The sequence below is a fragment of the Clostridium lentum genome, from assembly GCF_014287815.1.
Lineage (GTDB): Bacteria > Bacillota > Clostridia > Clostridiales > Clostridiaceae > Clostridium > Clostridium lentum.
This window is the reverse complement of record NZ_JACOOQ010000004.1, coordinates 102,175-116,187: the sequence shown is the minus strand read 5'-3', so window position 1 is coordinate 116,187 and position 14,013 is coordinate 102,175. Positions and strand designations below refer to the sequence as shown.

General features: G+C 29.9%; 9 protein-coding genes and 1 other annotated feature. Of the genes, 1 reads left to right on the top strand and 8 read right to left on the bottom strand.

Features of this window, described 5'->3' with window-relative positions; all coding sequences use genetic code 11:
• Positions 1–105: 105 nt before the first annotated feature.
• The 6 genes from H8R92_RS03855 to H8R92_RS03835 form a co-directional block, all read right to left on the bottom strand.
• On the bottom strand, positions 106–2,748 hold the full coding sequence (locus H8R92_RS03855; RefSeq protein ID WP_186834793.1) for a valine--tRNA ligase: 2,643 nt from the start codon (positions 2,746–2,748) through the stop codon (positions 106–108).
• Positions 2,749–2,804: 56 nt separating this feature from the next.
• Positions 2,805–3,079 (bottom strand) — a binding site (T-box leader).
• An 84-nt stretch (positions 3,080–3,163) separates the two neighbouring features.
• Positions 3,164–5,389, bottom strand: coding sequence for an ATP-dependent Clp protease ATP-binding subunit ClpA (gene clpA / locus H8R92_RS03850; RefSeq protein ID WP_186834792.1), 2,226 nt, complete (start codon positions 5,387–5,389; stop codon positions 3,164–3,166).
• A gap of 3 nt (positions 5,390–5,392) precedes the next feature.
• Entirely contained in the window at positions 5,393–5,692 is a 300-nt protein-coding gene (locus H8R92_RS03845) for an ATP-dependent Clp protease adaptor ClpS (RefSeq protein WP_022211173.1), read from the bottom strand.
• A 295-nt stretch (positions 5,693–5,987) separates the two neighbouring features.
• The gene (locus H8R92_RS13315; protein WP_022211174.1) at positions 5,988–6,119 is read right to left on the bottom strand and encodes a CPC_1213 family protein; all 132 of its coding nucleotides are present in this window, start codon (positions 6,117–6,119) and stop codon (positions 5,988–5,990) included.
• Between the two features lie 239 nt (positions 6,120–6,358).
• Entirely contained in the window at positions 6,359–7,300 is a 942-nt protein-coding gene (locus H8R92_RS03840) for a carbohydrate kinase family protein (protein ID WP_022211775.1), read from the bottom strand.
• Between the two features lie 123 nt (positions 7,301–7,423).
• Positions 7,424–11,716: a 2-hydroxyacyl-CoA dehydratase gene (locus tag H8R92_RS03835; protein ID WP_186834791.1), complete on the bottom strand. Its 4,293-nt coding sequence runs from the start codon at positions 11,714–11,716 to the stop codon at positions 7,424–7,426.
• Between the two features lie 209 nt (positions 11,717–11,925).
• Here H8R92_RS03835 and H8R92_RS03830 point away from each other — a divergent pair, with 209 nt between their 5' ends.
• Complete coding sequence (locus H8R92_RS03830) at positions 11,926–12,282, top strand: tetratricopeptide repeat protein (protein ID WP_022211773.1); 357 nt, start codon at positions 11,926–11,928, stop codon at positions 12,280–12,282.
• Positions 12,283–12,300: 18 nt separating this feature from the next.
• Here H8R92_RS03830 and H8R92_RS03825 read toward each other — a convergent pair whose 3' ends face one another.
• Both H8R92_RS03825 and recX read right to left on the bottom strand, forming a co-directional pair.
• Positions 12,301–13,365, bottom strand: a complete 1,065-nt coding sequence (locus H8R92_RS03825) for a transglutaminase-like domain-containing protein (protein ID WP_243166575.1) — start codon at positions 13,363–13,365, stop codon at positions 12,301–12,303.
• A 23-nt stretch (positions 13,366–13,388) separates the two neighbouring features.
• The gene (recX, locus tag H8R92_RS03820; RefSeq protein WP_186834790.1) at positions 13,389–14,012 is read right to left on the bottom strand and encodes a recombination regulator RecX; all 624 of its coding nucleotides are present in this window, start codon (positions 14,010–14,012) and stop codon (positions 13,389–13,391) included.
• Between the last annotated feature and the right edge of the window lies 1 nt (position 14,013).

The following is a 14,013-nucleotide window of genomic DNA, read 5'->3' as shown; positions in this document are numbered from 1 at the left end:
TTAACAAAAATGCAAAATTTACTGCTCTACTATTTAACAGATTCATCTTAAATTTTCCTTACAAAAAATGGACATCTACCAACGTAGATATCCATTTTTTATAAACTATTTTAAAGTATCTATTCTAACTAAAACAGCATCAAGCATTTCTTGATATTTAGCCATTTTTGCTTTTTCACCTTCTACTACAGCCTCTGGAGCTTTTGCAACAAATCCTGCATTAGAAAGTTTCTTTTCTATTCTAGTTATTTCACCTTCAAGTTTGCTCTTTTCTTTATTTAATCTTTCAAGTTCCTTTTCCTTATCAACTAGGTCAAGTAGTGGCATAAATAATTCTCCACCTTTAACTACTACTGATACAGCATTTTCAGGAACTAATGCTTTATCATTTATAAATTCAACATCTGAAGCTGAAGCTAATTTTTCAATATAAGCTGTACCTGCATTAAATGCATCTCTAGCTTCATCATTAATATAGCTTATTACTTTAGCTTTTCTTGATGGTGGTACATTCATTTCAGCTCTAACATTTCTTAAAGATTTAATAGCTTCTATGATGTATTCCATATCTTTTTCAGCCTTAGCATCAACTAATCTTTCGTTGAATTTTGGCCAAGTTGAGATAGTTATTGATTCACCATCAGTTAAAGTAGTATATATTTCTTCTGTAATGAATGGCATTACTGGATGTAATAATTTTAATCCTGTAGTTAATACAGTATATAATACGTTGTATACTATTCCTTTTTGCTTTTCATCATCGCTGAAGAATACTGGTTTAACAAGTTCTATATACCAATCACAGAATTCAGTCCACATAAAGTCATAAACTTTTTGAAGTGCTATTCCTAATTCGTATTTTTCCATATTTTCAGTTACTTCTTTAACAAGAGTATTCATTTGAGATAAAATCCATTTATCAGCTAAGCTATATTCTTTGCATTCAGCATATTTAGCCATAACTTCTTTATCTAAGTTCATCATAACGAATCTTGATGCATTCCACATTTTGTTAGCAAAGTTTCTTGCTGCTTCAACTCTTTCAGGAATATATCTTATATCATTTCCTGGTGAATTACCTGTTACAAGCATAAATCTTAAGGCATCAGCACCATATTCTTCAATAACTTCTAATGGATCTACTCCATTACCAAGTGACTTACTCATCTTTCTACCTTGAGAGTCTCTTATAATACCGTGGATTAATACTGTATCAAATGGAGTTTCTCCCATATTATGAATCCCTGAGAATATCATTCTAGCTACCCAGAAGAAGATTATATCGTATCCTGTAACAAGAACGTTAGTTGGATAGAAGTATTCTAAATCTTCTGTTTTATTAGGCCATCCTAAAGTTGAGAAAGGCCAAAGTGCAGATGAGAACCATGTATCAAGAACGTCATCTTCTTGTCTTAAATTAGTGCTTTCGCATTTTGAACATTTACATGGTGCATCAACTTCAACCATCATATGTCCACAATCATTACAGTAGTAAACTGGTATTCTATGTCCCCACCATAATTGTCTTGATATACACCAATCTTGAATATTTTCCATCCAGTTGAAGTAGATTTTATCAAATCTTTCTGGAACAAATTTAGTTTTTCCCCCTCTTACAGCTTCAATAGCTGGCTTAGCTAAAGATTCCATCTTAACATACCATTGCTTAGATATTATTGGTTCAATAACTGTTCCACATCTATCATGTGTTCCAACATTATGAGTATGCGGTTTTATCTTAACTAATAGACCTAATTTGTCTAAATCTTCAACCATTTGTTTTCTAGCTTCATATCTATCAAGCCCTTGATATTTTCCACCTAATTCATTTATTATACCATGGTCATCCATAACTCTTATTTGTGGAAGGTTATGTCTCTTACCAACTTCAAAATCATTTGGATCATGTGCAGGAGTTATTTTAACAGCACCAGTTCCAAATTCTATATCAACATATTCATCACCAACTACTGGTATTTCTCTATCAGTTAGCGGTAACTTTAATGTCTTACCAATTAAATGTTTAAATCTATCATCATTTGGGTTAACAGCAACTGCTGTATCTCCTAATAATGTTTCTGGTCTTGTTGTTGCTATTTCTAAGAATCCTGAACCATCAGATAATGGATAATTTATGTGCCAGAAGCTTCCTTCTTTTTCTTCGTATTCTATTTCTGCATCTGACAATGCTGTTGTACATTTAGGACACCAGTTAGTTATTCTGTTTCCTTGATATATAAGTCCTTCATTATATAACTTAACAAAGACAGTTCTTACAGCTTTGTTTAAATTTTCATCCATTGTAAACGCTTCTCTTGAGAAATCCGCAGATACTCCCATCTTCTTAAGTTGTTCTCTTATATGACCTCTATATTCATCAGACCATTCCCAAACTTTTTCAAGGAAAGCTTCTCTTCCCATTTCTTTTTTTACTAATCCTTGCTTCAATAACTCATTTTCAACTTTAACTTCTGTAGCAATAGATGCATGATCTTGTCCTGGTAACCATAAAGTACAGTATCCTTGCATTCTTTTAAATCTAATAAGCATATCTTGAAGAGTATTGTCTAATGCATGCCCTAAGTGCAATCTACCAGTTATATTTGGCGGTGGCATAACAATTGAAAAAGGCTTTTTGCTCTTATCAACTACTGGTGTGAAATATTTCTTTTCTTCCCAAATTTTATAAATTCTTTCTTCAAATTCTTTTGGATTATACGTGGTAGGTAAATTGTTTTTTTCTTCCATTACAGAAACCTCCTTAGTTTAATAAATTGTACAAATAAAAAAGAGCCTAAGTCCTAAAAAAGGACGAAGACTCGCGGTACCACCTTTATTCCCACAGGCACAATACTATTTTAGCATTTCAACTTTAAACTATACTAAATAAATATTGGCCATTATTATGGGCTCTTAATTCAATAACGGCTATGAACGCCGTCTTTGCCTACTAATTACTAAACTTTCAGCAAAGAAACTCAAAAGCTACCTTCGGGATATTCTATATAGAAGGCTTTCAGCCAAGACCTTCCTCTCTTAATACTTCCTAATCCGTACTCCTCTTTATCACAGTTTTTAATTTATATTATTTGTTTTTATATTATTCTATAAAATATTTTTTGTCAATAAAATTTTTCTTTAAAAATAGTTAATTTTATATTTTCTAAAACTCTATATCATATTTACTATCATTAAATACAACTTTAGCCTTTCCACCATCTTTTAATCTACCAAACAATACTTCATCAATTAACAATGCCTTAATTTCTGAATTTATTATTCTACTGATTTCTCTTGCTCCATATTCTTTAGAAACCCCTTCATTGCTTATATGATTTATAACAGACTCATCAAATTCTAATATTATATTTTTACTTAATAATTGTTCTTTAAATAAACCGATTTCTTTTATAGTTATATTTCTTGCCATTTCTTTATCTATATGGTTAAATACCACAATTTTATCTAATCTATTTCTAAATTCTGGAGTGAAGAATCGTTTTACTTCATCCTTGATGGCTTCTACTTGTACTACTCTTTCACCAAAGCCTACCTTATTTTTGCCAATTTCCTTGGCACCTGCATTGGAAGTCATAATTAGTATTACATTTCTAAAATCAGCTTTTCTACCTTGGTTATCTGTAAGTGTAGCATAATCCATTACCTGAAGTAATACACTTAAAATATCTGGGTGAGCTTTTTCAATTTCATCTAATAGTAATACAGAATATGGATTCTTACGGACTGAATCCGTAAGTAGTCCACCCTCTTCATACCCTACATAACCTGGTGGCGCTCCAATAAGCTTAGATGCTGCATGCTTTTCACCATATTCACTCATATCAAATCTAATAAGTTTTATCCCTAATTCCTTTGATAACACTCTGCATATTTCTGTTTTCCCTACACCTGTAGGTCCGACAAAAAGCATTGAAGCAACAGGTTTGCCTTCATCTTTAAGTCCAGCTCTTGACATCTTTATACATTTTACAACTTCATCTATGGCAACATTTTGTCCAAAAATATTAAGCTTTAATTTATTTTCTAAAGTCATTAAAGCTTCAATTTCATCCTTTTCAACTGTTTTCTTAGGAATATGACACATTTTTGAAATTATTTCTTCAATTTTAACATCATCAATTAATGTTCTTTCTTCACTATTTTCCATAGAAATAGATGCACCAGCTTCATCTATAACATCAATAGCCTTATCCGGTAAGAATTTATCATTTATATACTTATTACTTAAAATAACTGCACTTTCAATAGCCTTATCAGTATAAGATACATTATGATATTCTTCATACGACTTTTTAATTCCATTAATAATTTCAACAGTTTCGTTAATGCTAGGCTCCTTTACTTCCACTGTCTGAAATCTTCTTGTAAGAGCTTTGTCCTTTTCAAAATGTTTTTTATATTCATCAAAAGTAGTTGCACCAATAAATTTTATCTTTCCTTCCATTAAATATGGCTTAAGAAGATTAGATGCATCTAAAGAACCACCACCTAAAGCTCCTGCTCCTACTATTGAGTGTATCTCATCAATATAAACTATTGGATTAACTCTATGCTTAATCTGCTCTAGCACTTTTTTTATTCTCTCTTCAAAATCGCCTCTATACTTAGTTCCTGCCAATAACCCACCAATATCAAGAGAATATATTTCTGAGTTCTTAAGTTTTTCTGGAACCTTACCTTCATTAATAAGTCTAGCAAGCCCTAACACTATAGATGTCTTTCCTACACCTGGCTCTCCAACATGAATAGGATTATTTTTAGTTCTTCTGCATAGAATCTGTATAGTTCTATCTAAAATATCTTGACGCCCTATAAGCAAATTACTATCTTGCTCTTTAACAAATTCATTTAAATTTACAGTATACTTCTCAATTATAGATTTATTACTGCCTTTTTGCTCACCTTTATTTTTTGATGATTTTTCTCCACCTTCTTCTGACTTTACATTCCCTTCTTTATGACATAAAGTAAAAAGAAGATTTCTTTTATCTATTCCCTCTAAATTTAAAAAATATAAAGCATAACTATCTTCCATCATATATATAACTGATAAAATATGTTCAATTTCTATGACATTTTTACCAGAAGCCATAGCCTGCTCTCCAGATGTTAATATCACTTGCTGAAAACTATAGCTTTCTTGAATACCTGTATTTTCTGTAGTCTTTATATACTCATTAAAATATTCATTTAGATTTTTTCTTAAATTTTCAATATCTGCACCACATTTCTCCATGGCATTTTGTACTTTTTCTATAAAAGTACATTTATATAATATGTGTTCAGCTGTCACATATTCATGCTTATTTTCTCTAGCATATTCAATTGCAGCAACTATTACTTCATTAACTTCTTTTGTCACCTGCATACATTAAACCTCCTCAATAGTTATCATAAAGGGAAATCCTTCTTCTTTAGCCATATCCATTGCTATTGATACTTTTGTAACAGCAATATCATATGGATAAGTTCCTACTACTCCTCTTCCTTTAGAATGTACATCAAGCATTATTCTATTAGCTTCTACACTATCTTTATTAAACACGCTCATCAATACATCAATGACAAATTCCATTGTTGTAAAATCATCATTTTCCATAATGACACTATATTTTTTAGGCTCCTTTACTTTTATTTTACCTTTTTCTTTAGTTACAACATCATGTTCCATATAGTCCCCTCCAAATAATAAGCATTATGTATTATTTATAATATAATTATATTAAATACTTAATATGTATATCAACATTTATTGTACACAAAAAGAACCTATATAGATAGAATCTATTTTATAAGTGTCTATCTTATAGGTTCTAGTTCATTTATATATTTTATTTATTTTTCATCAACTGATAAATCTTATAACTTTTTTATTATTATCTATCTTCATTCAACTATTCCCAATAATTAAATTTATTTTTTACAGCCTTAAACACTGACTAAAAATTGCTAGAATGCTCAAAAAATTAAATCTTAAAATCTGTTGGATCATATGGCTTTGCTTTAGGTTCTCCAAAACATGATTTAACACTTTCTGCTCGAGGATTATGACTTATATTCTTATTTTCTTTCTTATTAATTTTTAATTTACTTCCCATACTTATCACCTCATAAATATTTTGTCCATCTATTTAGTATTTATACTGAAAGTTTATTTGTGCAGTGTTTTATTAATTATTATACTCATTTACGAGTATTTTATTTACGACTATATACTTTTTTTATTTCTTCTCTCTTATATAAATATCCCTTTATTTTTATTATGTAAAATCATACTTTCTTTTTAACTATTTCCTAAGCATAAAAAAAAGAGACGCTAAGCATCTCTTAAAAACAATTATTTCCAACTCATTTTATTCATGTAATTTTCAACGTATTCATTACTTATTGCTGGATTAATAGTATCTTCATGTGTAATAGTAATTATTGACATTGCAATTGCATACTTTAATGTTTCAATTATAGATAACCCATTCATATATCCTAATCCTAATCCAGCTACAAACGAATCTCCAGCACCTGTTACATTTTTTATGTCTATCTTATCATTTTGGCATATAGTACCTTCTTCACCTTTTGTAAGATAGTAAATCCCATCTGCATCTAAACTTATAAATACATTTTCAACCCCTTGCTCTAAGAAGTATCTTCCTGCTTTTTGCAAATCCTCATAACCATTGATTTTAAAACCACATAAAGCTTCAGTCTCTAATCTATTTGGTTTTATTGTATGGAAATACTTCATCAAGTGGCTTATTTTTGTTGCTTTATTTGCTGAAACTGGATCTAATATAAATTTAGTTTTTCCTTGAAATTTCTTTAAAACATACTCTAATAATTCAGGGTTGTCTGAATCTACAATAGTATACTCAGCATTTTCAAAAATTTCAGCTTTTGAATCTATAAAACTACTTTCCATTTTATCTAAGCTATCCATATCTACTATTGCAGACTCCATTTCACCATGCTCATTTAGTATTGCCATATATGTAGGTGTACATTCATCTTTTAATATTAATGAATTGTCCATCTTATAACCTATTCTCTTAGAATGTTCTAAGATATTTCTCCCATTAGCATCATCTCCCAATATAGAAATGAATTCTGTGTTTATACCTACCCTAGCTAAATTCTCAGCAATATTTCTGCAAACTCCCCCAAGCGAAATCTTTATAGATCCTGGAATTGAATCCTTTGCCTTAAATTCTCTCTTACTAAAACCAATTATATCTACTATTGATGCCCCCAGTACTAGTATATATGGATTATTTTCGTTCATATTATCTCTCCTGCCATTAATTTTCCCTTTAAAACATACATACATTATAGTCAAAAGTCCGAAAAAAATAAAGAGAAAAATAAAAAAATGTCGTATCTTTTTTATTTTTCTCTTATTTCACTGTTAATTATTTAATTTTATTGCAACTTCACTTACTGCTTCTTGATTAATTTCATACTTTTCACTATACTTATTTTCTAAATCTATATTTTTAAATGCCACAGCCAGCATAAGTTTAATTCTATTGATCTGATTTACCTCTGATGCACCAGGATCATAATCAACTGCTACTATATTTGATAAAGGATAAAGTTCCTTAAGTTTCTTTATCATTCCTTTACCTGTAACATGATTAGGTAAACATGCAAAAGGCTGTACACATACAATATTATTTACACCTGTATCAATAAGTTCTAGCATCTCTCCTGTAAGAAGCCACCCTTCACCTGTTTGGTTGCCTAGAGACAATACTTTTGATGCTTTCTTCCCTAAATCCTTTATATGCATTGGATATTCAAATCTCTTACTCTTGCTTAATTCTGTTTTAATTTTCTTTCTATATAACTCTATTATCCTAATTGCTAATTTATTTAACTGCATGGATTTATAGCTTCCAGAAAGATATTTATATTTAAATTCAGCATCATAACATGAATATAAGAAAAAATCTAGAAGATCTGGTACAACAGCTTCAACACCTTCCTTTTCTAATTGTGAAACTATGTCATTATTTGCTGTTGGATGAAATTTAACAAGAATTTCTCCTACTACTCCCACCTTTGGTTTCTTTATATCTAATAATTCTAACTCATCAAAATCTTTTACTATATCTTGAACATTTTTGCTAAATTCTATCCATTTTCCGTTTTTCACATTTTGGCATGCAACATCTTTCCATTTCTTATATAAAGTATTTGCTGCTCCTTTAACTTTTTCATACGGTCTTACCCTATATAAGACTCTCATAAATAAATCTCCATATAATATAGCCATAAGCCCTCTATTAACAAAAGCTGGTGTTATTTCAAATCCTGGCTGCTTTTCCATACCCAAAGCATTTAATGATATTATTGGAATATTATCAAAACCTGCTTCCCTTAAGGCTTTTTTAATAAATCCTATATAATTTGTAGCCCTACAACCGCCTCCTGTCTGACTCATTATTACAGCAGTCTTATTTAAATCATATTTTCCTGACATCAAAGCACGAATCATTTGTCCTACCACAATAATTGACGGATAGCAGGCATCATTATTCACATATTTCAATCCATACTCTATTGCTTCCTTATCAATGGATGGCATTACTTCTACATTATATCCAATACTCTTAGCTGCTGCTTCAACAAAATCGAAGTGTATTGGTGACATTTGAGGGCAAAGGATTGTATAATATTTCCTCATTTCCTTAGTAAAAATATTTCTTTTATTCACTTGTGTCACCGGCTTTAGCTTAATACCTTTTCTTTCTCTTTCTTCAATCGCTGCTTTTAATGACCTAATTCTAATTCTTACTGCTCCAAGGTTACTTCCTTCATCAATCTTTATAAGGGTATACATCTTTCCTGCTGATGATAAAATTTCATTAACTTGGTCTGATGTTATGGCATCAAGTCCGCAGCCAAAGGAAGTAATTTGAATAAGTTCTAAGTTTGGATTATTTTTTACATAAGATGCTGCCCTATATAATCTACTATGATACATCCATTGATCCACAACCCTAAGAGGTCTTTCAACCTTATCTAAATGAGCAACACTATCTTCTGTAAGAACTGCCATCCCATAAGAAGTAATTATATCTGTTAATCCATGATTAATTTCTGGATCTACATGATAAGGTCTACCGCTAAGCACTATCCCTTTTATATGATTTTCTTCAATATATTTAATAACCTCTTCACCTTTTTTCCTTATATCTGTTACAAATTTTTCTCTTTCTTCAAAAGCCTTCTTAACAGCTTCCTTAGCTTCCTTTATAGATACACCAAATTCCTTAAATACTATATATATTCTTTTTGCTAATTTTTCTTCATTGCTTAATGAAAGGAAAGGTGAAATAAAGTTTATTTCCTGCTTCTTTATTTCATCAATATTATTCTTAATAACCTCTGGATATGATGTTACCATTGGACAGTTATAATGGTTGTCTACTGTAGGGTCTTCTTTGTATTCATATGCTACACATGGATAGAATATATTTTTAATACCCTTTTCTATAAGCCACAATATATGTCCATGAGATATTTTTGCTGGATAACATGCTGATTCTGATGGAATTGTCTCAATTCCTTTATCATATATCTTCCTACTGGATAATGGTGATATCTCTACTCTAAATTTTAAACTTGTTAAAAGAGTAAACCAAAATGGATAATTTTCATACATATTAAGTACTCTTGGTATACCAATTACCCCTCTTTCCGCTTGACTTTCTTCTAGAGGAGTATAGTCAAAAGCTCTTTCTAACTTATATTTAAATAAGTTAGGGATTTCTCTTTTTCCTTTCATATTTCCCAAAGGCTTCTCGCATCTATTTCCTGTAATGAACTTCTTACCATTGGAAAACTTATTAATTGTTAAAAGACAATTATTACCACAGCCACCGCATCTCATAGTATTGATTGCTATTTTTATATCTCCTAGCTCCTCTTTTGATACTAATGTTGTCTCTTTACCTTCTATATATCTTTCCCTACTTATTAATGCTGCACCAAAAGCTCCCATTATACCTGAAATATCTGGACGTACTACATTTATTCCTGTTATCTTTTCAAAACTTCTAAGAACACCATCATTATAAAATGTTCCACCTTGTACAATAACTTTTTTACCTAACTCTTCAAAATTGCGTATCTTTATAACCTTATATAAAGCATTTTTTATTACTGAATAACATAAACCTGCTGATATATCTGCAACTTCATAACCTTCCTTCTGTGCCTGTTTAACTTTTGAATTCATAAATACAGTACATCTAGAGCCTAAATCTACTGGTTTCTTAGCTTCAATAGAAAGTTTCGCAAACTCTTTAATAGGAAGGTTCAATGATTTACTGAAACTTTCTATAAATGACCCACACCCTGAAGAACATGCCTCATTTATCAAAATATTATCAATATTTCCTTCTTTCATCTTCAAGGCTTTCATATCTTGTCCACCAATATCCAAAATAAAGTCTACCCCTGGCAAAAAAGCCTCTGCTCCTTTAAAATGGCATATAGTCTCAATTTCTCCAATATCTATTCCTAAGGCTGTCTTAATTAGTCCTTCACCATAACCTGTTACTGTACTTTTTACTATTTCCACTTCTTTAGGAAGCTTTTTATATAAATCCTTTAATATTTCTATACTCTTATTTAAGGGACTACCTTCATTACTATTATAATATGAATATAACAGTTGACCTTCCTCACCAATAAGAGCTGCCTTAGTAGTTGTTGAACCTGCATCAATTCCCAAAAATGCCTTACCTCTATAAGTGTTTAAATCAGCTCTCTTAACCTTATCATCTTCATGTCTTTTCTTGAACTCTTCATAATCATCATTGTCATTAAATAAAGGCTCCATATGTCCCTTCCCATCATCTTCTACTTTTATGGTACTGATTTTTCTTATTATATTATCAAGCTGTACATACTTTTCGTTTTTTGCCAATAACGCCGCTCCTATGGCTACATAGTAGTGGGATTCCTTAGGGACTATGTACTCACCTTCTTTTAAATTTAAAGTCTTAATAAATCTATTTCTAAGTCCATCTAAGAAATGAAGTGGTCCTCCTAAAAATGCTACTCGTCCTCTTATAGGTTTACCACATGCTAATCCGCTAATAGTCTGATTAACAACTGCTTGGAAAATTGAATCAGCAATATCTTCTTTTCTTGCACCTTCATTAATTAATGGTTGTATGTCTGTTTTAGCAAATACCCCACATCTAGAAGCTATAGGATAAATTATCTCTGCATTTTTAGATAATTCATTAATTCCTATAGCATCAGTATTTAAAAGTACTGCCATTTGATCTATAAATGCTCCAGTGCCTCCTGCACAACTTCCATTCATTCTCTGTTCTATCCCACTGCTAAAATAAGTTATCTTTGCATCTTCTCCCCCTAACTCTATAGCTACATCTGTTTGAGGTATAAAGGTTTCTATGGCTTTATTACAAGCAATAACTTCTTGTTCGAAAGATAACTCTAGCCATTTAGATACAGCTAGTCCACCTGAACCAGTCACCATCATTTTAACATTGCTATTACCTATAAATTTATAACATTGTTCTAGGCTCTCTTTTAAGGTAGTTTTTATGTCTGAAAAATGTCTTTTATAAGTGCTATATTTAATATTATTATTTTCATCAATTACTAATACTTTAATAGTAGTTGAGCCTACATCAATACCTACTTTATACTTCCCCATAATATATCTCTCTTTCTATTTTATATTTATATACAATTATGTATATTATATTCCATTTTTACTATATTATAACATATTTTAATGAAAATTTTTCATTCTATTTTTTTATAATTTTCATAATATACCCTGTAAAATAATATAATTTAATGAATAATATTCCCATATGGAGAACATAATTAAAATATATTTATAAATCATAGGAGGGAAAAATGAATCACTTCAATGAAGGTAATAAATTCTATACTGAAAAACAGTTTCAAAAAGCAATAAATTCATATAGGTTGTCAATTGATTCAAATGTCAATGTTCCATGCTCTTATTATAATATTGGTGTGTGCTATATAAAATTAAGAGATTTTGATTCTGCTATAAAGATGATAAAAAAATCTTTGGAATTTCAAAAAGAAAGTAAATACTATTTTAACCTAGCATATTGCTATGCTATGAAGCAGGAAAGCAACAAAGCTCTAATTTATTTCAATTTAGCTTGGGCCTTAGATAGCTCTGACCTTGACTGCGAAAAGGCAATAAAACTTATTCTTTCCAAAAATAAAAAAGCACTTTAGCTAAAGTGCTTTTCTTATTTACCATTCACCGGCAATTTCTTCTTCTATATGATCTTCTTCAAATAAATTGCTATCAAAATAATCTCCAGAAATATAAAAGGTCGTATCAACATTTATCCATCTTCTTTCATCTGACAGATAAACTTGATTCCAAGCATGAGAACCATAACTATTACCATCAAATGCCTCTCCCGTAACTAACCTTACCTTTAATCCTGCTGCCCTTGCCATTGATACATAAAGACATGCATAATCAAAGCATATTCCTTTACCACTATGCCAAGCAGTAATTGAGCCACTACCATCTAGCTCCTCTTCATTTAAAGCCTTTGATGCCTTTTCTGAATCATACTGGATATTGGTACCTATCCATGTATATATCCTCTTGGCCTTACTTCTATCATCATCACAAAATTTTATTATTTCTTTAGCCTTATTATCGATTTCCTCATTAGATTGTATACCTTCTTCTAAGGTTACTCCATTATAATAGATAATATTATTAGCTGTAGAAATTGTGTTGTCATTCACCGGATACATATCAGGATTGAAACTACTATTGGTAAATATAATAGTCTTTATTTTATTATAGGATGAAAAATCACTAAATAAATCTATTTTATTATTGGCTCCTATGGTTCTATTGTAAGTAATTACACCTACAAATACTATTAGTATAATTACTAATCCTTTAATAAACCCTAAAAATCCTGAAATAATGTATAAAGGGATAACCCTCTTTTCATTGCTTTTAAATGCTGAAATAACATGTTGAGATAATAGCTTTAACAATACATAAATAATATTCTGGCTAATACAGAAAAATATAATTAGTATAATGCTATTGGTATACTTTGTATTATATATAAAGGTCAAGTATTGCAATTTAAATCTTATAATTACAGTCATTACTAAATTTAAATTAACAATTACCAGAAAAAATGTCAGCAAAATAGAAAAATAATATAAAACTTTGTATATTGAATATTTCAAAGTTCTTTCTTCAAATGCTGTAAGTATACTTTCCCTTATACCATATAATACAATTATAGCACAAATAATATATGCTACTAACTCTCTCATAAAGGCTCCCTTCATAATTATTCTTAATTAACTATTCTCTTCACTACCCTAGAGACTAAATCATATCCATATCCTCTGCCCATTAAATATCTAGTAAGCTTTTGATATAATTTATATTTATCATTTTCTCTTTTACTTAGAACTTCGTACTTCTTTAATGCTAAATTATAAGCTATATCTTCCAAATCATCATTATTAATCTTATTTAGCTCTCTATAAATAAGCTCCTCATTTATTCCTTTTTGCATCAAACTATACTTTATCTTTTTTTCTCCTTGATTTCTTAATCTATCTTTTACATACATAGATACAAGTTTTTCATCATCTATTAAATTATATTCTTTTAAAAATGATAAAGTCCTATTAACAGTATTATTATCAAATTCCTTTTTTAATAATTTATCTTTTATTTCCTTTTCACTTTTATAAGACCTTTCAATTATTCTTATGGCAGCATTTTTACATTTAATATAATTATCTTCTTCAATAATCTTCTTTAATTTATCATAGTCTACTGGATCTTTAACTTTTAATCCTTCTTTATATACAATTTCCATATCCACCGAAAAAGCATATTCTTCATCAATATATATATTAACTCTATTTTTATTACGATTTCCACATTCTATTTTTGTAATTATATTCATA